The organism is Orbaceae bacterium lpD01, from assembly GCA_036251705.1.
Taxonomy (GTDB): Bacteria; Pseudomonadota; Gammaproteobacteria; order Enterobacterales; family Orbaceae; genus Utexia; species Utexia brackfieldae.
Genome location: CP133959.1, coordinates 201376 through 227464 on the forward strand (window position 1 = coordinate 201376; position 26089 = coordinate 227464).

Consider the following 26089-nt stretch of genomic DNA (forward strand, 5'->3'; position numbering starts at 1 on the left):
CGTTATGTTTACGCAAATCATGCAGTATATTCTTGATCTCGGACCTGCGGTCATGTTACCTCTGGTGATCATTCTCTTTTCGTTGGCGCTACGGATGAAAATCGGCGAAGCATTTAAAGCGGGTATTCATATCGGTATCGGTTTTGTCGGGATTGGGCTGGTTGTCGGGTTAATGTTAGATTCAATTGGACCTGCTGCCCAAGCGATGGCTGAACGTTTCGACATTAATCTTCATGTTATTGATGTGGGCTGGCCTGGCGCAGCACCGATGACCTGGGCATCACAAATTGCTTTGGTTGCCATTCCTGTTGCGATTGCCGTCAATATTGTCATGTTAGTGCTAAAATTAACCCGTGTCGTCAACGTCGATATCTGGAATATCTGGCATATGACCTTTACCGGTGCTTTTGTCCATATCGCCACTGGATCATATTGGTTAGGTATTTTAGGGGTTGTTGTGCATGCCGCTGTTGCCTATAAATTAGGTGATTGGTTCTATAAAGATACGCGAGATTACTTTGAACTGGAAGGTATCGCGGTGCCGCATGGCACATCCGCTTATTGCGGCCCGATTGCCGTATTTGTTGATGCCGTCATCGAAAAAATCCCTGGAATTCGCAAAATTAGTTTCAACGCAGAGAATATGCAAAAACGCTTTGGTGCTTTTGGCGAACCAACAACGATCGGTTTCTTTATGGGATTAATTCTCGGTCTATTAGCCGGTTATGGTTTAAAAGATATCTTACAACTAGCCATTAAAACCGCGGCAATCATGTTATTGATGCCTCGCGTTATCAAACCGATTATGGATGGCCTAACCCCAATTTCCAAACAAGCACGTAAACATTTACAGGCAAAATTCGGTGGACAAGAGTTTTTAATCGGCTTAGATCCGGCGCTACTATTAGGCCAAACCTCAGTTATCTCTACGAGTTTACTGTTTATCCCAATCACCATCTTAATTGCCATCATACTACCAGGTAATCAAATTCTGCCATTCGGTGATTTAGCGACCATCGGCTTCTTTATTGCCATGGGTGTTGCGGTACATCAAGGTAACCTATTTAGAATCCTGATCTCTGGTACGCTCATCATGGCGATGACGCTATGGATTGCAACACAAGCGGTTGGACTTAATACACAACTCGCTGTCAATGCGGGTGCCATCGCGGCTGACGGTTCACTGGTCGGTTCGATGGATCAGGGCGGCTCACCGATTACCTATATTTTAGTGCAATTACTGACCTTCAAACATGCAACTGGTCTTGCTGTCATCGGTATTTTTTATCTCTTTTGCCTCTTCTTGACCTGGAAAAGAGCACGTTATTTCGCCATACAGCAACAATGCCTGAATCAAACTGAAGTCAATACCAATAATTAACACAAAGGGAGCTTGCTCCCTTTAGCTGACCTTAAAGAAGGTGACCAATGAAGAGTATTATCGTTAATGAAAACAGTCAACTTGATATCATTCATGTTGAAATCCCAGAAATCACTCAACCCGATGAAGTATTAATTAAAATTGCTTACTCTGGCCTCTGTGGTTCTGATATTCCGCGTATTTTTGCCAAAGGTGCGCACTTCTATCCGATAACATTAGGCCATGAGTTTAGTGGTAAAGTTGTTGCCATCGGCGAAAATGTAACGCACCTGAGTCCTGACGATAAAGTCGCCAGCGTGCCATTATTACCCTGTTTCGCCTGCCCTGAATGTGAACATGGTTACTACTCTTTATGTAAACAGTATGATTTTGTCGGTTCTCGCCGCACTGGCGGTTTTTCTGAATATATTGTGGTTAATGCCAAAAATGTCTATAAACTGCCCAATCATGTTTCGTTATTAGAAGGAGCATTTTTCGAACCGCTTACCGTTGGCATGCATGCGATTTTACTTGCGGATGGTTGTGAGGATAAAAATGTGGTGATCATTGGTGCGGGTACTATCGGGCTTTTAGCGATGCAGTGCTGCAAAGCCATGGGGGCAAAGAGTATCACCGTCATTGATGTCAACACTAGCCGATTAGCACTCGCCTTAAGCTTGGGGGCTGATTTTGTCTATAACTCAGCAGAACTCTCCGAGCAAGAAATTCAGCAGAAATTATCAGAAAGCAGATTTAATCAGCTTATTTTAGAAACTGCCGGGGTTGTACCAACCGTTTTACTCAGTATCAAAATAGCGGGGCCCCGAGCAAAGATTATCTTGGTTGGTACGCTACACCATGATTTAACCTTACCCTCGGCAGTGTTTGGTCTGATTTTACGTAAAGAGCTGACGATTATCGGTAGCTGGATGAACTATTCCGCGCCATGGCCCGGTAAAGAGTGGCAACTGGTTAGTCAATATTGCCAAGATGGTGCAATTGAACTGACGCCGCTGATTGCCGGAATCGGCGATTTTGATGAGTTTATCAAACTGGTCGGCGCGCTACATGGAAAGCCGATGAGTGGTAAACTATTGCTTAACATAACCGATGATTGACCCGTTTTAATCACACCAGTGAGCGATGCACAATAACGTCAAACTATGTCGCACCGCTCATTGAAGAAAAATGCTTTATAAGACTGGATTAAGATAACCCTGAAAAACCTGATACAGCTCATATCATCAAGCATTATATTATCGTATGCTGAAAATAAACGCGATATCATGAGATGACAAGGGTAGGTTGTTTTCTTATAAATAAAAAATGCTTAATATTAAGCGAATAAAATATTCAAAAAGCCAATCTTATCTTTCGTTTTCTTTTAAGTTACACTATATAGAAAATTGCATAGGTATATATAATGAATGCTTTCGAAAGAAGAAACAAAATTGTCGAACTGCTCAATCAGCACGGTAGTGTGCTGGTCAATGATCTATCTCCGCGTTTTAACGTTTCGGAAGTGACCATCAGAACCGATCTTCGGTTACTAGAAAAAACCGGTGTACTATTACGTTTCCATGGCGGCGCAGCACACAGTCACCTGAATCTTTCAGATACCCCATTAAATGAGCTACAGTTAGAAGAGCGCTATCAATGCTCAATCGATCCTAAAAAGCATATCGCCCTTGCCGCAATGAATTATGTGCAAGATGGCAGTTCTATCATTCTCGATAGTGGTAGTACAACCATGATGATCGCAGAGGAACTGGTCAAGCTCAAAAATATTACTGTCATTACCAATAATCTACCTGCCGCATTTATTTTATCTGACAATATGGATATCGTTCTGTTTGTCTGTGGCGGTACATTACGCCATAAAACACGTTCAATGCATGGTCGCGCGACAGAACAGTGTCTTGAAGGTTTGGCGGCTGATTTACTGTTTGTTGGCGCTGACGGTATCGATCCACAGCGAGGTATCACCACGTTTAATGAAGGTTTCGCAATTAGTAGCATGATGGCCAAAGCAGCCAATAAAGTGATTGCCGTGGTCGACTCATCCAAATTTGGGCGCAGTGGTTTAAATACGGTACTCCCACTCAAGCAGCTTGATACCATTATTACTGACCGCGGTGTTGATGATAAATATCGTCAGGCCTTTACGCATCAGCATATCGAATTTATCACTGCCGGATAACCGCTCTAATCCATCACTGAGCAATACCAATCAAGTATTGCTCATTTAAACTGACATTAATTCAGATAAAAGCAATCGATCAGGCACTGACAATAGACTTAAAGTCCTAACTCTGCCCAAATCTCATCGATATGCGCGGCAACTTCCGGAGATTTCTCAATCACATGACCCCATTCGCGCGTCGTCTCGCCGGGCCATTTATTGGTGGCATCGAGGCCAATCTTCGAGCCGAGTCCGGAAATCGGTGAAGCGAAATCCAGATAATCGATCGGCGTATGTTTAACAAAGGTGGTATCGCGCAGCGGATCCATGCGGGTTGATATCGCCCACATGACATCTTTCCAGTCACGCGCATTAATATCATCATCACAAATAATCACAAATTTGGTATACATAAATTGTCTTAAGTAAGACCATACCCCCATCATCACCCTTTTGGCATGTCCGGCATACTGTTTTTTAATCGTCACCACCGCAATACGATAAGAGCACCCCTCAGGCGGTAGATAAAAGTCAACAATTTCTGGAAACTGTTTTTGTAAAATAGGGATAAAGACTTCGTTCAGCGCAAGCCCCAGTATTGAGGGTTCATCAGGTGGTCGGCCAGTATAAGTTGAATGATAAATGGGATTTTTACGCGAAGTCATATGTGTGATCGTCATTACCGGAAAGTGATCCACTTCATTATAATATCCGGTATGATCACCATACGGACCTTCAGGTGCCTGCTCTTCCGGATCAAGATAGCCTTCTAAGATGATTTCAGCGCCGGCGGGAACCTCTAAATCGCAAGAAAGGGCCTTCACCACTTCACTACGCTGGCCTCTTAATAAACCAGCAAAAGCATATTCAGATAATGTATCAGGCACTGGCGTTACCGCCCCCAGAATCGTGGCAGGATCTGCGCCAATGGCAACCACTACAGGAAATTTCTCACCAGGATGGGCTTTTTGCCACTCTTGAAAATCGAGCGCACCGCCACGGTGAGATAGCCAACGCATAATCAGTTTATTACGACCCAATTTTTGTAGTCGATAAATACCCAAATTTTGTCGTTCCTTATCCGGTCCCTTGGTGATAGTGATGCCCCAGGTGACTAAAGGAGCAACATCACCAGGCCAGCAGTGCATAATCGGCACGTTATCTAAATTCACCTCATCATGTTCGCTCACAACCTCCTGACAAGCGGCGGATGAACGGCGCTTAACGGGCATATTTAAGACTTGTTTATATTTAGGTAATACGTCAAAAAATTGACGTATACCTTTGGGCGGCTCAGGTTCACGCAAAAAGGCCAGAAGATGTCCCACATCTCTTAAAGCAGAAATATCCTCCTGCCCCATAGCTAATGCAACGCGGCGGGTAGTACCAAACAAATTACATAAAACAGGCATTTGATAGCCAATCGGATTTTCAAATAACAGTGCCGGCCCCTCACTGCGCAGTACACGGTCAGCAATCTCCGTCATCTCCAAATAGGGATTGACCGGATAGGTAATGCGTTTTAACTCGCCGACAGACTCCAAATAGGCAATAAAATCTCTTAAATCATGATATTTCATTTACTCAACCATCCTGTTTCATTTTGCGGTCCTCAGTATACATGGTTTTCGGGATAACCGGCAAAATAGGCCACATTATTTCTAGGCTGATCACCACAGTAGACAATATATTGTTTTATTTAAACCCAAGTACTTTCTTGATATACTAAGCCGCATCTGATCCCAACCATACTATTGCATGAGAAAGGTAACGTTCATGAACGATAATCAACAACTATTAGCTTATGGTCGAGAATTACTCACACTTGAAATTAATGAAGCGCAGAAACTACCCGATAGATTGGGAGATGATTTTGTTCGAGCCTGTCATTTAATCCTCAATACTCAAGGTAAAGTCGTCGTTTCTGGTATTGGAAAGTCTGGCCATATTGGTAAAAAGATTGCTGCCTCACTCGCGAGTACCGGCTCGCCAGCCTTTTTTATGCATCCTTCAGAAGCCTTACATGGCGATCTCGGTATGATTGAAAAAAATGATGTCGCTATTCTCATTTCATATTCTGGTCAGGCAAAAGAGTTTGCCCTCATTTTACCTACGCTAGCCTCAATGGAGGTGCCTGTGATTGCCATTACCGGACGGAAAGATTCGCCATTAGCGCAAGCGGCTGTCAGTGTCATCGATATTAGTATTGAGAAAGAGGCTTGCCCAATGGGGCTAGCGCCAACCTGTAGTTCGACCAATACCTTACTGATGGGCGATGCATTAGCGATTGCCACTATGCGCGCCCGGAAATTTAGTGAAGAGGATTTTGCTCGTTCTCATCCTGCCGGTAGTTTAGGTGCTAAACTTCTCAATCATGTGAAAGATGTGATGCGAACGGGTGCTCGGATACCTAAAATCCAAACCGATGCGACCGTATTTGAGGCGATGTTAGAACTCAGCCGAACAGGTCTTGGATTGGTGGTAGTTTGTGACTCACACTATTATATCAAAGGGGTCTTTACTGATGGCGATTTACGTCGTTTATTACTTAAAAATGGTACATTAAAAGACCCTATTGAACAAGTCATGATTACACCTGGTTATCAATTACCAGAACAGTGGAAAGCGGTCGAAGCATTGAAAGCACTGCATGATCATAATATTAATGCCGCACCGGTTGTCAATAATGCGGGCCAGCTCGTAGGTGCGTTAAATATTCATGATCTGCATCAGGCCGGAATATGTTAATATAGACAAAAGCATCAAGACTTAATGATGAATAATTGATCGACAATTCACTTATTTAGGGTTACACATCAGGCTGCTTAACAGGATGAATAATAATAGGTGTTAGTTTTTACATATCAGTAATAGACAACGAAAGTGAAAAATCGGCCACTAAGATAAAAATTGATTGTCTTTTTAAGACAATTCGCTATTTCTTACTTGCCAAATAGCGGTAAGTATTGCGATAATTGCGGCCCTAAATTTTGTTCTTTTCCGATGGGGACTAACAGTAGTCTTATAAGCTCTATAATAAGACAGATAAATTAACCAACAAATGACGATACCGGAATGGCAGAGAAGCGAAATATTTTTCTTATTGGCCCAATGGGGGCAGGTAAAAGTACAATTGGCAGACAGATTGCCCAACAATTAGGTATGGAATTTTTTGACTCTGATCAGGAAATTGAAAAACGAACCGGCGCCGATATTGCGTGGATTTTTGATTTAGAAGGCGAAGACGGTTTTAGAGCACGAGAAGAAAAAGTCATCAATGAGTTGACAGAAAAGCAAGGTGTCGTATTAGCGACAGGTGGCGGTTCGGTGCTATCAAAAGAAACACGTAACAGATTATCTGCCCGTGGAATTGTCGTTTATCTTGAAACGACTATTGAAAAACAGATGTCGCGTACCCAAAAGGATAAGCGTCGTCCACTGTTACAAGGTACAAACACCCCTAGAGAACGCTACGAAGAACTTGCGAAAGAACGTAATGTACTCTATGAAGAAATTGCGGATATCACGATTAAAACTGATGAACAAAGCGCGAAAAGTATGGCGGGCTATATCATCGAGCAAATAGAACAAATATAATAAAATCTTTTTATAATCAATGATATATTCAACATCTTTGCAGTGTTAATAGGTAAGGAGGCGCTATGAGTGGTTTAGATCCAGAGTCAATGAAAATCGAGCAAGATGATCGACCCATTGGTATGGAGAACAAAAAAAAGCGCCCCAAATACTCCCATCCTTTTAATCGTAAGACATTAATTTTAATCTTAGCGATCGTCATTTTATTAATGATTGGGATCACGTTACTCTTTCGCGAGCCGAAAACAGCCAGTCATGTGGAAGATAATGTTGTATCCGAAAATAGTCTAACGCCGGTTGAGAATGAAAAGCGCGTCGAACAAATGCCATCGACAATGCCATCAAACTATCAGAATATTAATGCACCGGCTATTTCAAGTACACCGACCGAAACTCAAGTGGCAACCCCTCAATATAAAGAGTATTTAGAAATACCGGGCGAAGTCACAGATAAAATTGTTGCGCTAGAAGCGGCCAAACAGACTAACACAATCAAACCAGTTGATAATCCACCGGTACTGCAACTCAAAAGTCAGCCAGTTAAGACCAATACAAAATTTAATGAATTACCGTTAAAAGCCCAAATTGAGGTAGATCACTACACCATTCAGCTGAGCGGTTCATCGACACTGCAAAGTTTACTGAATTTTGCCAAAAAGCATAATCTGACCAACTATCAAATCTATGAAACAAAAAGAAATAAGCAAGCTTGGTTTGTTCTGATTAAAGGTAACTATCCGACAAAATCTGATGCGCAAGCGGCACTGAAAGCCTTGCCTGCTGAATTAAAAATAGATAAACCATGGGTGAAAATAGGTGAATCTGTGCGTAAAGATAAACTCTAGGAATCTACACCACATCTATGGATAGTCAATCTGAAAAACCCATTTTATGCAGGAGTGTATTTTGAAAAAAAGCCGTGCTTTTTTAAAGTGGGCTGGCGGCAAATACACTTTAATCGATAAAATTACGCAATATCTACCTAAGGGTGACACGTTAATCGAGCCTTTTGTGGGTGCTGGTTCAGTATTTTTAAATACTCATTATGATCGCTATATTTTAGCCGATATTAATCGTGATCTTATCTCACTATTTACGATTATCAAAAGTACACCACAAAAATTTATTAACGACGCAAAATTACTCTTCACGCCACAGAATAATCAAGAACAGGCATTTTATCAGTTTCGCGAACTGTTTAATCAAAGTCACGACAATTATGAGCGTGCTTTGCTATTTTTGTATCTCAACCGGCACTGTTATAATGGTTTATGCCGATATAATAGCCAAGGTGATTTTAATGTGCCATTTGGTCGCTATCAAAAAATTTATTTTCCCGAAAAAGAGATTCTGTTTTTTGCTGAAAAAGCGCAAAAGGCCAAATTTATTTGTGGTAGTTACCAAACCGTGATGAAAAAAGCGGTTAAAGGTACGGTTATCTATTGTGATCCGCCTTATGAACCGTTATCAACCAGCTCAAATTTCACCGCCTATTATGCCAATGGCTTTAATAACCAGGAGCAGCAAAATTTAGCTTTATTAGCTGAAAAAATTGCCGCAAAATATCAGGTACCGATTCTTATCTCCAATCACGATACAACCAACACCCGTGAATGGTACAAAAAGGCGATTATTCACACGGTTGAAACCAGACGTTCAATCAGCTGTGACGGACAAGGCCGAAAAAAAATTGATGAGTTACTCGCGCTGTATCAATAAAACTCGTCCCTTTGTAACTGATCATCAGAGAGGTCATCAAATGAAAAATTACTTAATTGCACCATCTGTTTTATCCGCTGATTTTGCCAGACTTGGTGAAGATACGGTAAACGTGCTGGCAGCTGGCGCAGATGTCATTCATTTCGATGTGATGGATAATCACTATGTCCCCAATTTGACCATGGGACCGATGTTCTGTCAGGCTTTACGCAACTATGGTATTACGGCGCCAATCGATGTGCATCTGATGGTAAGCCCAGTTGATGAGTTAATCGTCTCTTTTGCTCAGGCGGGTGCGAGTAATATCTCTTTTCATCCAGAAGCCACCCGGCATGTCGATCGCTCTATACAACTGATCCATGATCAAGGTTGTCGCGCCGGTATCGTGCTTAATCCAGCAACGCCACTCAATCATCTCGATTATATTATTGATAAAATCGATATAATTTTATTAATGAGCGTTAATCCCGGATTTGGCGGACAATCATTTATTCCGGCAACTTTACAAAAAATTGCGCAAGTGCGTCAGCGTATTGATCAAACCGGTCGGGATATTCGTCTGGAAGTGGATGGTGGCGTGAAAGTCAACAATATTGTGGAAATCGCGGCGGCAGGTGCAGATATGTTTGTTGCCGGTTCAGCCATATTTTCTGCACCAGATTATAAACAGGTTATCGATCAGATGCGTCAGCAACTGAGTCTGGTAAAAATATAATGCTTAACCTTTATTTTACTGGAACAAATCATGTCTCATACTCAACCTATATTTGATGATATCCAAGCTATTGCCTTTGATCTAGATGGCACCTTGGTTGATAGCGTACCGGGCCTGGCTAAAGCCACCCAACTCATGCTCACTGATCTCAATTTACCATTAGTCAGCGAAGCACAAGTGAAAAATTGGGTCGGTAACGGTGTTGATAAGTTAATTGAACGCGCCTTAATCAGCGTTAACGCACCGCTCTCTTATCAAGCAGAAGCGAAATTACTCTTTAATGCCCACTACGATAAAACGATTGATGAAGGTACACAGCTTTTTCCTGGCGTCAAAGAGACCATGCAAAAACTTCAAGATAATGGCTATCCAATGACTCTGGTGACCAATAAACCGGCGAAGTTTTTACCTGATTTACTTGATTCATTAGGGATTCGCCATTATTTCAGTCTCTGTTTAGGCGATGGCGATGTCATCAAGCTAAAACCCCATCCTGCTCCCCTATTTTTGGTGATGGCAACCTTGGGACTCTATCAGGATCAACTGCTGTTTATCGGTGATTCACGTAATGATATGTTAGCGGCTAAAAACGCCCACTGCCCAACCATCGCACTGAGTTATGGCTATAACTATGGCGAACCTATTACAACCAGTCATCCTGATATTATTTGTGATCGTTTCGCGGATATTCTCACGCATTTATCATTACCGCGTACAATAGCTAAAAAATAAGATAACTTAACCATATAGATAATGTGATAAAAAGGTCTGATATGAATAAACCCATCGTATTTAGTGGTGCTCAGCCATCTGGCGAGTTAACAATTGGCAACTATCTGGGTGCATTACGCCAGTGGGTACAGTTACAAGATGACTATGACTGCATCTATTGTATTGTGAATCAACATGCCATCACTGTAAGACAAGATCCAGAACAATTAAGAAAAGCGACGCTCGATACGCTCGCGCTTTATCTCGCTTGCGGCATTGATCCAAACAAAAGTACTATTTTTGTTCAATCACATGTCCCCGAGCACACTCAACTTGCTTGGGTACTTAACTGCTATACCTATTTTGGCGAACTCAGTCGTATGACTCAGTTTAAGGATAAGTCGGCGCGTCATGCTGAAAATATCAATGCCGGTTTATTTGACTATCCCGTATTAATGGCTGCAGATATCCTGCTTTATCAGACCAATCAAGTACCGGTCGGTGAAGATCAAAAACAGCATCTTGAATTATCGCGAGATATCGCGGCTCGTTTCAATGCGCTGTATGGTGATATTTTCAAAGTGCCAGAACCCTTTATCCCCAAATCTGGCGCGCGCGTAATGTCGCTGCAAGATCCGCTGAAAAAAATGTCTAAGTCAGATGACAATCGAAATAATGTCATCGGTTTACTTGAAGAGACTAAAGCCGTCGAAAAGAAAATTAAACGCGCGGTCACCGACTCTGATGAGCCACCGGTCATTCGCTACGATCTGGCTAACAAAGCGGGCGTCTCAAACTTACTCGATATCCTGTCTGGTGTCACCGGTAAATCAATTCAGCAGCTCGAAGATGAGTTTGCCGGCAAAATGTACGGTCATTTAAAAGGTGAAGTTGCTGTGCAAGTTACCGAGATGTTATCCAAGCTACAAGCTCGCTATCAAACATTTCGTGATGATGAAGCCTATTTAGACAAAATCATGAAACAGGGCGCAGCAAAAGCGCGGATTAAAGCCAAAGCAACCTTAGATAAGGTCTATGCAGCAATTGGCTTCGTTGCAGAGTAACTTAGTGTGCCGTCCATCATCCGATGATCATGTGATGATGGATTTCATCAAAGTGACAATATTAATCACAGAGCAGGGGCAGTCATGAAGATCATTATTCTTGGTGCAGGTCAAACCGGCAGCGCATTAGCCGAATATCTGGTGACAGATAGTGAAAATGACATCACCATCATTGATGAAGATCCGCAAAAGTTGCAATCTTTACGTGAACGTTTTGATTTGCAAACGATTCATGGCCATGCCTCTTATCCGCAGATTTTAAGTAGTGCTGGTGCTGAAAATGCCGACATGTTAGTGGCCGTGACCAATTCAGACGAAGCCAATATGATCGCTTGCCAGTTCGCTTACTCCCTGTTCGGTATTCCGCAAAAAGTAGCTCGCATTCGTGCGGCAGAATATAATGATGATAGCTTGTCACTGTTTAGTCCAGATAGAATCCCTATCGATCACATTATTGCCCCCGAAAAGCTCATCACCAATAATATCTATCAACTGATCGAATACCCTGGTGTACTACAAATTGCCATGTTCCATGACAATCAGGTCGCTTTGGCGGTGGTGACCGCCTATTATGGTGGTGCATTAGTGGGTAACGAACTGTCGGCACTCAAAGAGCATCTTCCCTACATTGATGTGCGCATTGTCGCCATTTATCGTCAGGGTAAATTTATCAAACCGATTGGCTCAACCATTATTGAAGCGGCTGATGAGGTCTATTTTATCACCATTCCAGAAAGTATCAAAGCGGTCACCAACGAGCTGCAACGTTTGGAAAAACCGTATAAACGCGTGATGATCAGCGGCGGTGGTAGCATTGCGATTACCTTAGCCAAAAAACTAGAAAATGATTATCAGGTTAAACTGATTGAAAAAAATACCGAAAAGGCCGAATTTATTGCCGAGCAGCTGATCAATACCACCGTCTTACATGGTGATCCTTCCGATCAGGAGCTGCTCTCACAAGAACAAGTCGACGAGAGTGATCTGTTTATTGCTGTCACCAGCGATGATGAAAGCAATATTATGTCAGCGATGCTGGCAAAGCGTCTTGGCGCTAAGAAAGTGATCGTGCTGATTCAAAGACAGGCCTACCTGCAGTTAATCAGTGAAAGCGTTATTGATATTGCCCTATCGCCGCAGCACGCCACCATATCCGCGCTCCTGAGCCATATTCGACAATCCGATATTGTCAGTGTGATTGCGCTCAGACAGGGGATTGCCGAAGCTATCGAAATTATTGCACATGGTGATAAACAGACGTCAAAAGTGGTCGGTCGACCCATTGATGAAATTCGTCTGACCGGCGGTGCGACTATCGGTGCGGTCATCCGTGATGATGATATTCTGATTGCCCATGATGATCTGGTGATTGAGGATAACGATCACTTAATTATATTCTTGCCGGATCGTAAATTCGTCAGCGATATCGAAAGACTCTTCCGGACACACTAACACATCATCGCATAGTCTTAGCTGCGGAGAACGTTTCAGATAAAATACGTTGTTGAGCAAATCACTGCAGAGCCACATTTAAGCGATGTGACTCGCTTAAATGTTTAACCTTATATTGCCAATTAAACAGGCGCTTGCAATATCTTAGTCAGCAGGATTAAGAGGGGATCGCCGCACTATTCAGCATCTCTTCAAGTTGCTCTTCAACCTCAAGCCACTCAGCCTCCACGGCCATCGATCGATTTTTTATGTCAGTTTGCTGTTTGAGTAACTCAGTCAGCTCACTTTTCTGATCGGGTTGATAAATCGCACTATCACTTAAACGTGTTTCAATGGTCTGAAGCTTTTCGGTGAACTGGGCTAACTGTTTTTCATACTCAGCGATACGCTTACGTAACGGCTGCGTTTGTGTGCGTAATTCAGCCTCCAGACGTTTTTGAGATTTACGATCTAAGGTGACGGTTTTGGTCTCTTCTGATGATGCTACTGATGTCGTGTCAGCCTCACTGCGTTTTTGTAAATCCGCCAGCCATTTTTGGTAATCGTCTAAATCGCCCTCAAAAGGAGAGACTTGGCCAGCATGTACTAAATAAAACTCATCGGTGGTTGAACGGAGTAGATGCCGGTCATGCGAAACCACGACCAAGGCGCCTTCAAAATCCATTAAGGCTTCGGTTAAGGCTTGACGCATATCGAGATCGAGATGGTTCGTCGGTTCATCGAGCAGTAATAGATTGGGTTTTTGCCAGACAATCAGGGCCAACACTAAACGGGCTTTTTCACCGCCAGAGAAGTTTTTAGTGGGTTCGACGACTTTATCGCCGCCAAAATCAAAACCGCCTAAATAGTTACGTAGCATCTGCTCGGTATGTCTGTGCGTCGCTAACTGCGTCAAATGCCATAATGCCGACTCATCTTCCCGCAGGGTTTCCAGTTGATGCTGAGCGAAATAGCCCAACTTAATCCCTTTGGCTAAATGAACAGTGCCACTTTTAGCGGCCAGTTCACCGGCTAACAGTTTAATCAGTGTGGATTTACCGGCACCATTACGGCCGAGTAAACCAATGCGCGATCCGGGCACTAAATTCAGTTTTATCTGCGATAAAATCGTCTTATCGCCATAACCAGCCACCACTTTATCCATCACAAGCAGCGGATTGGGTAAATCATCCGGGATTTTAAAGGTAAAGTGAAAGGGATTATCGACATGGGCAGGTGCAATCAGCTCCATGCGTTCAAGCATTTTTATGCGGCTCTGGGCTTGCTTGGCTTTGGTCGCTTGTGCTTTAAAACGATCAATATAACTTTGTAGATGGGCGACTTTCTGCTTCTGATGTTCATAAAGCGACTGCTGCTGGGCAAGCTTAGTGACACGCTGAACTTCAAAATCACTATAGTTACCACTATATTCAAACAGGGTTTGCTGCTCAATATGAATGATTTTATTGACTAAAGGATCTAAAAAATCACGATCGTGTGAAATCAGTAATAACGTACCAGAATAACTTTTCAGCCATTTCTCCAGCCAAATCACCGCGTCTAAATCTAAGTGGTTAGTCGGCTCATCGAGTAACAGTAGGTCAGCACGGCAAATTAACGCCTGTGCCAGATTTAAACGCATTCGCCAACCACCAGAAAAATCGCTCACCGGTGCATTCAGCTGTTCATTAGAAAAGCCTAAACCATGCAGTAAGGTCGCGGCGCGTGAGGAGATAGTCCAAGCATCGATATTATCAAGCTGAGCATGAACATGCGCAATACGAAGACCATCATTATCCAGATTAGCCTGCGCCAGCTCATGTTCCAGCTGACGATATTGCCGATCTCCATCAATCACATAGGCCAGTGCGGATATCGCTAATGCCGGGGTCTCCTGATTAACCCAAGCTAATGCCCAATGTGGTGGCACACTAAAACTACCGGCATCAGTACTTAATTCGCCTTTAATTAAAGAAAACAGGGTCGATTTACCACAGCCGTTTTTACCGACCAATCCCACTTTTTGTCCCGGATTAATCGTTGCGCTGGCATGATTTAACAGTAAATTCGCCCCACGTCGAATTGCAATATCAGAAAAAACTATCATTGGCCTAATCTTAGAGAATAAAATTGCCGTTATGTTAACGGAAATTATCGTCGTTGACGAGAACAGATACCGCCAATCGCCTAATTAGTCAAAATTGACCCGGTTATCAATGATTCACGCCGAAAGTGAGTTTAGGTGTATTGGCACAGCCCGGATAAAAAATCACGCTTAATATCTCGAATATCACTCGCACTCAGTGCAGTTCATCGCCAATACAGGCACGCTGCTGAGCAGACAACCAAATGAGCCACAAAGCTGCATGATAATTATGAAGAAAATCCTCAACATCGGCAGGCTTTTTTTATATACTACCAGTCCAACTTAATCGCTCGCAGTTTCATATTCGGAGAGTTTCTCTTATGCAACAGCATCGTCCTATTCGCCGCGCGTTACTTAGCGTTTCAGATAAAACTGGCATCGTTGAATTTGCCCAAGCCTTAGTACAAAGAAATATCGAACTCTTATCGACTGGCGGCACCGCCAAACTCCTTTTAGCACAACAGATTCCCGTTACCGAAGTAGCTGATTATACCGGCTTTCCTGAAATGATGGACGGACGAGTCAAAACACTTCATCCCAAAGTACATGGCGGTATTTTAGGACGCAGAGAAACCGATGATAGCATTATGCAGCAGCACGGCATTAAACCCATTGATATGGTGGTGGTGAATCTGTATCCCTTTGCGCAGACTGTCGCCAACCCCAATTGCCGATTTGAAGATGCAGTTGAAAATATTGATATTGGTGGCCCAACTATGGTGAGATCAGCGGCTAAAAATCATCAAGATGTGGCGATTGTTATCGATCCCAAGGATTATGATGATATTATCAATCAACTGGATCAGCAGCAATTGTCCCTCAGCTTTGGCTACCGTTTTAACCTCGCCATTAAAGCCTTTGAACACACTGCTCAATATGATGGCATGATCGCAAACTATTTTGGCAAATTGGTCCCCCCTTACTACGGTCAGACCGATAAACCAGCCGGTGAATTTCCCCGTACGCTCAATCTGCAATTGATCAAAAAACAGGATATGCGCTACGGCGAGAATAGCCATCAACAAGCGGCCTTTTATGTCGAATCGCAATTGACCGAAGCGAGCGTGGCAACGGCAGCGCAGCTGCAAGGTAAGGCGCTCTCTTATAATAATATTGCTGATACTGATGCCGCACTAGAGTGCGTGAAATCGTTTAGTGAGCCAGCTTGCGTGATTGTGAAGCATGCTAATCCGTGCGGCGTTGCCGTGCGTGACTCGCTGTTAAATGCGTATCTAAGCGCTTATCAAACCGATCCAACCTCCGCTTTTGGTGGCATTATCGCTTGCAACCGTGAACTGGATGTGGAGACGGCAAAAGCCATCTTAACCCGACAGTTTGTTGAAGTTATTATTGCCCCGAGTATTCATCCAGAGGCCTTAACCGCGCTGGCGGCCAAGCAGAATATTCGCGTGCTGGCTTGTGGCCAGTGGCAAGCAAGGCAACCTGGTTTAGATTTTAAGCGTGTCAATGGTGGACTATTAGTTCAAGATCGCGATTTGGGCATGGTCACTGCCGATGATTTTCAAATCGTCAGCCAACGTCAGCCAACACAGCAAGAGTTAGTCGATGCACTATTCTGTTGGAAGGTGGCGAAATTTGTTAAATCGAATGCGATTGTGTATGCCAAAAATAGTATGACCATCGGGATTGGCGCAGGGCAAATGAGCCGGGTTTATTCCGCTAAAATTGCCGGGATTAAAGCTCAAGATGAACATCTTGATGTGAGTGGTAGCGTAATGGCCTCAGATGCCTTCTTCCCATTTAGAGATGGTATCGATGCGGCCGCACAGGTCGGCGTAACCTGTGTGATTCAACCAGGCGGATCAATTCGCGATGAAGAGGTGATTCAGGCCGCCAATGAGCACAATATAGCCATGATATTTACCCATATGCGACATTTTCGACATTAATGATTTCGCTGACGAACCCCTGTGTTAACCCTAACCGGAGCATCATCAATGAAGGTTTTAATTATTGGTAATGGCGGACGCGAACACGCGTTGGCCTGGAAAGCAGCAAGTTCCCCGTTAGTCACTCAAGTCTATGTCGCACCGGGTAATGCCGGCACGGCACAAGAACCACGCGTAGAAAATATCAATATTGCGGCCACCGACTTAGATCAATTAGTGCAATTTGCCAAGCAGACGCAGATTGATTTAACGATTGTTGGGCCTGAGGCGCCACTGGTTCTCGGTATCGTCGATAAATTTCGTGCCGCCAATCTAAACATATTCGGCCCCACGCAAGCGGCGGCACAACTAGAGGGCTCAAAAGCGTTTAGCAAAGACTTTCTTGCCCGTCATCAGATTCCAACCGCACAATATCAGAATTTTACTGAAGTCGAACCGGCACTGGCTTATTTACATCAAGTGGGCGCCCCGATTGTGGTGAAGGCCGATGGTCTGGCTGCGGGTAAGGGTGTGGTGGTGGCAATGACGCTACCTGAAGCGGAAGCGGCCATCAAAAGTATGCTCTCTGGCAACGCCTTTGGCGAAGCAGGATATCGCGTGGTGATAGAGGAGTTTTTGACCGGTGAAGAGGCCAGTTTTATTGTGATGGTCGATGGCAAGCATGCCCTGCCAATGGCAACCAGTCAGGACCATAAACGGGTCGGTGATGGTGATAGCGGTCCCAATACCGGCGGTATGGGCGCCTATTCACCGGCGCCGGTTGTGACATCAGCGGTGTTTGATAAAGTGATGCAGCAGATTATTTATCCCACCATTCAAGGCATGGCACAAGAGGGGAATATCTATACCGGCTTTCTTTATGCCGGATTGATGATTGATGAAGCGGGTAATCCAAAAGTGATCGAGTTTAATTGCCGATTTGGCGATCCGGAAACACAGCCGATTATGATGAGGATGCAATCCGATTTAGTCGCACTCTGCTTAGCCGGTGTCGAAGGCCAGCTCGATAGCGTCGATTCACAATGGGATCCGCGCCCAGCTTTAGGCGTCGTCATGGCAGCCGGCGGTTATCCCGGTCAGTATGAGATCGGCGATGACATTGAGGGCTTACCGACAATCGCTTCATCGGATAGTAAAGTTTTCTTAGCCGGCGCCCGCTTACAAGCAGGCAAAGTGGTCACCGAAGGCGGACGAGTACTGTGTGTTACCGCCCTAGGCGACGATATTTTATCGGCTCAGCAGCGCGCTTATCAGATAGCCAAAACTATTCATTGGCGAGGCAGTTTTTATCGTCATGATATTGGTTATCGAGCGATTGCCAGAAAACCATAACGAGGCTCAGTAAAGCTCAGCAGCGATACGGGGATGATTATCTGTATCGCGTTCTCACGCTCTCTCCTGCAAAATCATGTATCTCAGTCCATCAAACCTTAACCGCTCATATGACAATGAGTGGATACACTTATAGCCACGAGAACAGTAACTGACCTTTTTCAACGGAAAACTTATTCGGGGTATTTAACGCTAAATCTTCAATTGGACTACTTTTATCGAGAATATAGATGGGATTTTGCTTAAAATATTGTGTTATAGCGTAATCTAAATCGGGTGATATATATTTAATATAAGACTGATCTTCGCCAGCCACCACCTGATAATGCTTAATATCCACATCATCTAAATAAATAGCGCCTTTCACCGGCATAAATTCGGGCTTACCAGCAAACTGAATATCAATATCGACTGATTTTTTTCCTTCAGGCAGAGAGAGCATCGCTTTCACAACGCCATCCGCGCTGACTATTTTGGCTGGATCACGGCCAACATCAACGGAGAGTTTATCAAAGCTTAACACCACATCGATATTCTGGGGATCGGTCAAATTCGCAATATGCGGATCGATTTCTGACTGTAAATAGTGATTCACCAGCTGCTCAGATAATGAGTAATGTGTCACTTTTTGACACCCGGCCATCAATAAACTCACGGCCAATAACGTACCACCGACTAACATTTTATTGAACATATCATTGATCTATTATTGAATAAAAACAGCGATGCCAGTAGTTCAGACTACTAACCCCAAATCGTGTAATACGATAGCTATCAACCATCATTCAGTTTGAACACATTTTAGCGACAAGTTCTCATAAAATAGATCCTATATTCCGCAAGATATTCAGTTTTTGCGGTTTTTTCTCTGATGATATGCACTAAAATCGATCCTCATTCCGATTGAGCGCTTCATTCTTCGTTGACTTTATTTGCAGTAAACTAAAATGTCGCTATGATGATATAGACAATACAATCACGACTTTGGTTCAATATTCTTAGCTTAATTCATGTTATTACTTGTGGAGCATCAAATGAAAAAAAATGTTGTTTTATTCAGCCCGATTCCTCATGATCAGCAAGAAAGATTAGCGCAGGCCTTTAATTTAACCGTCTTTAACGGTAGCCCCGATGCCGATAAGCAGGCTTTTATTACTGCACTGGCAGATGCCGATGGGATGATTGGCTCAAATATGGGCACAAAAATCGATGCCGAGTTTCTCAAACAAGCCCCTAAACTGAAAGCGGCCTCAACCATTTCGGTCGGCTATGATAATTACGATCTAACAGCATTAGCAGAGAGACAGATTCGTTTAATGAACACGCCGAAGGTACTGACCAATGCCACCGCCGACTTAATTTTCACCTTGCTCATGACGGCGGCCAGACGCATGGTTGAGTTATCCGACTATATTCATCAAGGAAAATGGTTAAAAGGACTCTCATCTGACTATTATGGTACGGATATCACCGGTAAAACCATCGGTATTTTAGGCATGGGACGCATTGCCCAAGCGATAGCCAAAAGAGCCCATGCCGGCTTTGATATGAATGTACTTTATTATAATCGCTCCGCTCATGCCGATGTCGAACAAGCCTATCAAGCGAAAAGATGTGAACTCGATGAGTTACTCTCACAAGCCGATTTTATCGTCCTGGTTCTACCACTTACCGAACAGACTTATCATATCATTACCCAAGAAAAACTGGCATTAATGAAACCGTCGGCCATTTTAGTCAATGGTGGACGCGGTAAACTGATCGATGAGCCGGCTTTAATTCATGCCTTACAAAACAAAGCGATTAAAGCCGCTGCCTTAGATGTCTATGAAACGGAGCCGTTACCACTCCACTCTGGTTTGCTGAAACTGGATAACGCCGTGCTCTCTCCACATGTTGGTTCAGCCACCATCGAAACGCGTTATGCGATGGCAAAATGTGCCGTCGATAATCTGATTGCCGCCCTCAACAATGTGCCTCCCACTGAAAACTGGGTTAACCCGGATGTTGGCTAAACATGGCTTAATATCACCCGCTATCGCCGATTTTGCATCCTACGATAGCGGGCATCACTGATCTGAAACCAGACATCCCACCGCTTGAAATCCGCCATATCGACTAATAATCGCGCAAAACTAACAATAATTGATGATTTTATTCGCTTTTTTAACATTGAATATTTCTTTTTTTTACCTTTTGATTAAAATAAAAATAGCGACTGTCGCCGGAAAACAGTTTATTTAGCTTCAATGAACCAAAAGCAACAAAGGCGCATACCGAATGACGTCAGAGAACAAAAACGTGTTTAAGCAAATCAAAAACCTGTTGTTCAACCTATCCCATCACCCAAGGTTAATACTGTTATCCGTATTGAGCGTTATACCGATGGCTGACGCCGCCGAGAGTCCTTATCTGATTCTACCTATCTGGTCAGCGATTTCCGCCACGCAGCTCAGTACACTCGAAACCACCACTTATCAGTTAAAACCGGGCGAAACCGCTAAATCCATTGCGCAAAAATACCATATCAGTGTCGAAGCACTCAGATATCTCAATCAATCTAATGCCCTGTTTGAGCAGTTTGATCAAATTAACGATGGTGACGAAATTATCGTGCCCATCAAACCACTGAAACTGTTTGAACAGATCATCGATAATACGAATATCTTGAAATTAGCCAAAATCGCCTCACAAACCGGCTATTTTTTAGCCGACAATCCGAATAAAGAGAAGCTGGAACAAGTCGGCCGAAATTATCTGGCTAATCGCGCCAGCTTTAGCATTCAGCAGTGGTTATCCCAATATGGCAACAGTCGGGTAAAACTCGCATTAGATAGTCAATTTTCGCTGAAAACCTCGCAAATCGATCTGTTACTGCCGCTGGTGAAACAAAAACAGCTACTCTGGTTCACCCAAACCGGTTTTCATCATACCCATAATCACTCGGTACTCAATTTAGGTATGGGGATCCGCTATTTTGAAAAAGCGTATATGCTGGGCGTAAATACGTTTTTTGATTATGACCTGTCAAACTACTATTATCGTGCCAGTTTTGGCCTTGAATATTGGCAGGACTATCTTAAGTTAGATATGAATACGTATCTGCCGATTGCAGACTGGCAAGATTCGGTCGCACTAACTCAATATCAGGAAAAACCAGCCTATGGCTGGGATATGCGGGCACAGGGCTATCTGCCAGTCTATCCCCACTTAGGCGGCAAACTACAATATGAGCACTATTATGGTGATCAAGTCGGACTGTTTGGTAAAAATTATCGGCAAAAGAATCCGTATGCCGTCACCACCGGGATTAATTATACGCCAGTCACGTTAGTAACCTTTGATGCTGAGCATCGGGTTGGTCGCAGCAAAGCCAAGGACTCGCGGCTCAATATGGTATTTAATTATGCCTTCGACGTGCCCTTTAAACATCAAATCGATGCCAATTTGGTGGGATTACGCCGGTCAGTCATGGGCAGCCGTTATGATTTTGTGGCACGTAATCACCATATTGTGCAGCAATACCAACATCAATCACCATTCAATTTAAGCACTCGTGAAACCATTCACGGTTACCCAGGTCAGCACTACGCTTTGCATGTACAAGTCAATAGTCAGCATGGACTGGCGCGAATTGACTGGGATCTGCAGGATATGGCTCAATATGGCGGTCAGATAATTCAAAAATCGGGTCATCAATATAGTATCGTCATGCCTGATTTTGATCCCAACAGTGCAAGGCAAAATACCTATTCGATTACGGCAACTGCTTACGATAAACAAGGTAATGTGTCCAATCAAGCCATGACGATGGTTATTGTCAATCCATCCGATAAAAGCGCGAATAGCTAACTGTCATCCTCAGCCTATTCATAGCTCATAGGCTGAGGATAAAATAGCCTCAGTTATCAGGATCATAACCGAGATTAGGCGCTAACCAGCGTTCCGCCTCACTCAGCGTCATGCCTTTACGCTGCGCATAATCAACCACCTGATCTTTTTGTATTTTACCGATGGCAAAATATTTACTCTCTGGATGGCTAAAATACCAGCCAGATACCGACGCCCCTGGCCACATCGCAAACGAACTGGTTAATTTGATACCAATCTGCGCTTCCACATCGAGCAGATCCCAGATAACTTGTTTTTCCGTATGCTCAGGACAGGCAGCATAACCCGGAGCAGGTCGAATACCCTGATAATTTTCGCGAATACGTTCTGCATTGGATAAATTCTCGTGCTCGGCATAACCCCAAAGCGTTTTACGTACCTGTTCATGCAGATATTCAGCAAATGCCTCAGCCAGTCTGTCGGCAATCGCCGTCAGCATAATTTTATTATAATCATCATGCTGCTTATCATACTCAGCCGCTAAATCATGTTCAGCCAAACCACCGGTGACTGCAAAAGCCCCAATATAATCATTGTTCTGCGGTGAGATAAAATCGGCTAAACAGTAGTTATGAAAGGCGCTTTTCTCAGTCTGTTGGCGTAAATGATAACTCCGCTGCAGGATCTGTGATCGCGTCTCATCTTGATAAATCAGAATATCATCCGCCTGTCTTTGCGCCGGAAAAATGCCCATGATGCCTTTCGGCTCTAACCGCTTATTACTCACCAGTTCATCTAACATCTGATTGGCATCGGCAAACAGTTTTTGCGCCTCTTCACCCACTTCAGCATGACTTAGAATTTGCGGATATTTACCGTGTAATCCCCAGGTCATAAAAAAAGGTGTCCAATCGATATACTCACGTAAGGTCTGAATATCCGCCTTGATTTCCGATACACCCAGCTGGTTTGGTTTGGGCGGCTGATAGTGCTGCCAGTCGGTTGCAAAGCCATTAGCGCGTGCTTGTGCTAACGTCACTGGCGGCGTTAATTGTCGTTTGTTGCCATGCTGCTCACGAACCACTTGATATTCATGGCGCAATTTAGCCACAAACGGTGCTTTTTGGTTTGCTGATAATAGCGCCGAACAGACCGCAACATTCCGCGAAGCATTTTGCACATAAACGACTGGGCCACTATAATTGGGTTCAATTTTTACCGCCGTATGCGCCTTTGAGGTGGTGGCACCACCAATTAACAGTGGTAGGGTAAATCCTTGTCTCTCCATCTCTTTGGCAACATGCACCATCTCATCGAGTGAAGGGGTAATTAATCCGGAAAGACCGATAATATCGACCTGTTCTTTACGAGCAGTCGCTAAAATGGTTTCACAAGGCACCATCACACCTAAATCAATCACCTCATAGTTATTACACTGCATCACCACCGTGACAATATTTTTACCAATATCATGCACATCACCTTTCACGGTCGCAATCAGCACTTTACCCGCCGATTTAGCTTGTGAATGACTACTTTGAATATAAGGCTCTAAATAAGCGACCGCTCTTTTCATCACCCGTGCAGATTTAACCACTTGTGGTAAGAACATTTTGCCTGCCGAGAAGAGATCACCGACGGTATTCATCCCCGCCATTAACGGTCCCTCAATCACCTCGAGTGGCTTATCCGCTTGCAGGCGGGCTGCTTCGGTATCTTGTTCAATAAATTCGGCAATACCTTTGACCAGTGCATACTCCAGACGTTTTTCGACGGGATATTGACGCCACTCGGCTTGCTGCTTATCAGCCTCACTGTCAGATTGATTCGAGCGATATTTTTCAGCTATCGCTAATAAATTATCGGTTGCCTCGGGCCGTCGATTCAGTACCACATCCTCGACCGCAACACGCAGCTCAGTAGGTAAATCATCATAAATGGCTAATTGGCCGGCATTCACAATCCCCATATCCAGACCACTTTTTATCGCATAATAAAGAAAAACGGCATGGATTGCTTCGCGAACCGGTTCGTTACCCCGAAAGGAGAAGGAGACATTCGAGACACCACCTGAAATCAGCGCATAGGGGAGCTGCTGCTTAATATCGGCACAAGCCTGAATAAAATCAACCGCATAGTTATTATGTGCTTCAATACCGGTTGCCACAGCAAAGATATTGGGATCAAAAATAATATCTTCCGGCGGAAAACCGACCTGCTCAGTTAAGATATGATACGCACGGCGGCAGATCTCAATTTTACGCTCACGGGTATCCGCCTGACCCACCTCATCAAATGCCATCACCACGACTGCGGCGCCATAACGTCGAACCAGCTTGGCCTGCTGAATAAACTGCTCAACGCCCTCTTTCATCGAGATAGAGTTTACAATCCCTTTGCCCTGGATACACTGAAGTCCTTTTTCAATTACCACCCACTTTGAGGAGTCGATCATGATCGGCACTTTGGCAATATCTGGCTCGCCGGCGATTAAATTGAGGTAACGCTCCATCGCCACCAGCGCATCGAGCATCCCTTCATCCATATTGATATCGATAATCTGCGCACCATTTTCAACCTGCTCTCGGGCGATATTCAGTGCTTCATCGTACTTCTCTTCTTTGATTAAGCGCTTAAAACGGGCCGAACCGGTGACATTGGCGCGCTCGCCGACGTTGACAAACAGATGCTGTTTTTCAATATTAAACGGTTCAAGGCCCGACAAGCGACACGCTTTTTCAATCGTGGGGGCAATACGCGGTTTAATATTCGCAACCGCCTTGGCGATAGCGGCAATATGATCCGGTGTCGTGCCGCAGCAGCCGCCGACAATATTGAGCAAACCGGCGCTGGCCCACTCTTGAATCTGCAAAGCCATCTCATCGGGCTCAAGATCATAACCGCCAAAGGCATTGGGCAAACCGGCGTTCGGATGCACGGAAACGGCAAATTCACAAATACGCGAGAGTTCAGCCACGTACTGACGCAGCTCTTTCGGTCCTAACGCACAATTTAATCCAAATGAGAGTGGAAAAACGTGACGCAGGGAATTATAAAACGCTTCTGTGGTTTGACCTGACAAGGTCCGGCCAGAGGCATCAGTAATGGTGCCGGAAATCATGATCGGTATGCGGATGGCCAGCTCATCAAATACCGTTTCTACCGCAAACAGCGCCGCTTTGGCATTGAGGGTATCAAAGATCGTTTCAACCATAATGATATCAACGCCACCGTCAATTAAGGCATAGGTTGCTTCTTTATAAGCGGTAACTAATTGCTCAAAATTAACATTTCGTTTAGCCGGATCATTCACATCCGGAGAGATAGAGGCAGTGCGGTTAGTCGGCCCTAAAATGCCCGCTACATAACGGGGCTTATGCGGCTCCTTTTGGGTCCACTCATCGGCGCAATGACGGGCAATTTTAGCGCCGGCATAGTTGATGTCATAAACCAGAGATTCCATCTGATAATCGGCCATCGCGATACCGGTTGCATTAAAGGTGTTGGTTTCTATAATATCGGCACCGGCCGCCAAATAAGCGTGATGCACCTCTTTAATCAATAATGGCTGAGTGAGTACTAACAGATCATTGTTACCTTTGACATCACACGGCCAATCGGCAAAACGCTCGCCACGATAATCGTGTTCTTGTAGTTGATAACGCTGAATCATCGTGCCCATACCACCATCAAGAATAAGGATACGCTGCGTTAATTGTTGCTTTAACTGTATGGCTCGTTCAAGTTGAGATTGATATTTAGACACAATGATTTCCTTTGTTAGTCCTGACTTAATCGCGACAGACGTATAGCTGGCAATCGGTTGACAAATCAGATTGATGGTTTTTTACACGGTGATCATCCATGCTACCATGCTATTGCTCTGCCGACTAGCCGCTGTCAGAGAGAAAATCGCTAAGCATGTGCTGACGATTGATTAAAGCGTAATCAATGACACTATTTTTAGAGCATATACAATTTTATGACATTGGACAATCATTATAAATCACGTTAAAGTCACACTATCAGTATGTGATAGACAGTGTAAGCGAAATCCTCATGATGCATCAGCAACCTTATCGCGCTATTTG

The 26089-nt window shown here is 44.0% G+C and carries 19 protein-coding genes; 15 read left to right on the forward strand and 4 right to left on the reverse strand.

The genetic code is table 11. The features are described from left to right. The first annotated feature begins 4 nt into the window (after positions 1-4). The 3 genes from RHO15_00860 (at position 5) to RHO15_00870 (ending at position 3560) form a co-directional block, all read left to right on the forward strand. The gene (locus tag RHO15_00860; GenBank protein WVD64095.1) at positions 5-1381 is read left to right on the forward strand and encodes a PTS galactitol transporter subunit IIC; all 1377 of its coding nucleotides are present in this window, start codon (positions 5-7) and stop codon (positions 1379-1381) included. Between the two features lie 47 nt (positions 1382-1428). Continuing rightward, positions 1429-2478, forward strand: coding sequence for an alcohol dehydrogenase catalytic domain-containing protein (locus tag RHO15_00865; protein ID WVD64096.1), 1050 nt, complete (start codon positions 1429-1431; stop codon positions 2476-2478). Positions 2479-2783: 305 nt separating this feature from the next. After that, complete coding sequence (locus RHO15_00870) at positions 2784-3560, forward strand: DeoR/GlpR family DNA-binding transcription regulator (protein WVD64097.1); 777 nt, start codon at positions 2784-2786, stop codon at positions 3558-3560. Positions 3561-3658: 98 nt separating this feature from the next. Here the strand turns inward: RHO15_00870 and ubiD are convergent, their stop codons facing one another. Beyond that, positions 3659-5122: a 4-hydroxy-3-polyprenylbenzoate decarboxylase gene (gene ubiD, locus RHO15_00875; protein ID WVD64098.1), complete on the reverse strand. Its 1464-nt coding sequence runs from the start codon at positions 5120-5122 to the stop codon at positions 3659-3661. A gap of 196 nt (positions 5123-5318) precedes the next feature. On the opposite strand from ubiD, the gene gutQ reads away from it, so the two are divergent. The 8 genes from gutQ (at position 5319) to trkA (ending at position 12800) form a co-directional block, all read left to right on the forward strand. Next, positions 5319-6290 carry an arabinose-5-phosphate isomerase GutQ gene (gene gutQ / locus RHO15_00880; GenBank protein ID WVD64099.1) on the forward strand — a complete coding sequence of 324 codons (972 nt, stop codon included), beginning with the start codon at positions 5319-5321 and terminating at the stop codon, positions 6288-6290. 327 nt (positions 6291-6617) lie between these two features. Beyond that, positions 6618-7139, forward strand: a complete 522-nt coding sequence (gene aroK, locus RHO15_00885) for a shikimate kinase AroK (protein WVD64100.1) — start codon at positions 6618-6620, stop codon at positions 7137-7139. A gap of 65 nt (positions 7140-7204) precedes the next feature. Then, complete coding sequence (locus tag RHO15_00890) at positions 7205-7984, forward strand: SPOR domain-containing protein (GenBank protein WVD64101.1); 780 nt, start codon at positions 7205-7207, stop codon at positions 7982-7984. A 61-nt stretch (positions 7985-8045) separates the two neighbouring features. After that, positions 8046-8858, forward strand: a complete 813-nt coding sequence (dam, locus tag RHO15_00895) for an adenine-specific DNA-methyltransferase (protein WVD64102.1) — start codon at positions 8046-8048, stop codon at positions 8856-8858. A 40-nt stretch (positions 8859-8898) separates the two neighbouring features. Then, positions 8899-9573, forward strand: coding sequence for a ribulose-phosphate 3-epimerase (gene rpe, locus RHO15_00900; protein WVD64103.1), 675 nt, complete (start codon positions 8899-8901; stop codon positions 9571-9573). Positions 9574-9603: 30 nt separating this feature from the next. Beyond that, positions 9604-10305 carry a phosphoglycolate phosphatase gene (locus tag RHO15_00905; protein WVD64104.1) on the forward strand — a complete coding sequence of 234 codons (702 nt, stop codon included), beginning with the start codon at positions 9604-9606 and terminating at the stop codon, positions 10303-10305. Between the two features lie 41 nt (positions 10306-10346). After that, the gene (gene trpS / locus RHO15_00910; protein WVD64105.1) at positions 10347-11348 is read left to right on the forward strand and encodes a tryptophan--tRNA ligase; all 1002 of its coding nucleotides are present in this window, start codon (positions 10347-10349) and stop codon (positions 11346-11348) included. Positions 11349-11432: 84 nt separating this feature from the next. After that, positions 11433-12800, forward strand: coding sequence for a Trk system potassium transporter TrkA (trkA, locus tag RHO15_00915; protein ID WVD64106.1), 1368 nt, complete (start codon positions 11433-11435; stop codon positions 12798-12800). Between the two features lie 157 nt (positions 12801-12957). Here the strand turns inward: trkA and RHO15_00920 are convergent, their stop codons facing one another. Further along, positions 12958-14886 carry an ABC transporter ATP-binding protein gene (locus tag RHO15_00920; GenBank protein ID WVD64107.1) on the reverse strand — a complete coding sequence of 643 codons (1929 nt, stop codon included), beginning with the start codon at positions 14884-14886 and terminating at the stop codon, positions 12958-12960. Positions 14887-15245: 359 nt separating this feature from the next. On the opposite strand from RHO15_00920, the gene purH reads away from it, so the two are divergent. Continuing rightward, positions 15246-16835, forward strand: a complete 1590-nt coding sequence (gene purH, locus RHO15_00925; GenBank protein WVD64108.1) for a bifunctional phosphoribosylaminoimidazolecarboxamide formyltransferase/IMP cyclohydrolase — start codon at positions 15246-15248, stop codon at positions 16833-16835. A 48-nt stretch (positions 16836-16883) separates the two neighbouring features. Continuing rightward, positions 16884-18167, forward strand: coding sequence for a phosphoribosylamine--glycine ligase (gene purD, locus RHO15_00930; protein WVD64109.1), 1284 nt, complete (start codon positions 16884-16886; stop codon positions 18165-18167). Between the two features lie 130 nt (positions 18168-18297). On the opposite strand, the gene RHO15_00935 is transcribed toward purD, so the two are convergent. Next, on the reverse strand, positions 18298-18861 hold the full coding sequence (locus tag RHO15_00935; GenBank protein ID WVD64110.1) for a DUF1439 domain-containing protein: 564 nt from the start codon (positions 18859-18861) through the stop codon (positions 18298-18300). Between the two features lie 340 nt (positions 18862-19201). On the opposite strand from RHO15_00935, the gene RHO15_00940 reads away from it, so the two are divergent. Continuing rightward, positions 19202-20182, forward strand: a complete 981-nt coding sequence (locus RHO15_00940) for a D-glycerate dehydrogenase (GenBank protein ID WVD64111.1) — start codon at positions 19202-19204, stop codon at positions 20180-20182. A gap of 370 nt (positions 20183-20552) precedes the next feature. After that, complete coding sequence (locus RHO15_00945; GenBank protein ID WVD64112.1) at positions 20553-22019, forward strand: inverse autotransporter beta domain-containing protein; 1467 nt, start codon at positions 20553-20555, stop codon at positions 22017-22019. 49 nt (positions 22020-22068) lie between these two features. Here the strand turns inward: RHO15_00945 and metH are convergent, their stop codons facing one another. After that, entirely contained in the window at positions 22069-25764 is a 3696-nt protein-coding gene (metH, locus tag RHO15_00950) for a methionine synthase (protein WVD64113.1), read from the reverse strand. Between the last annotated feature and the right edge of the window lie 325 nt (positions 25765-26089).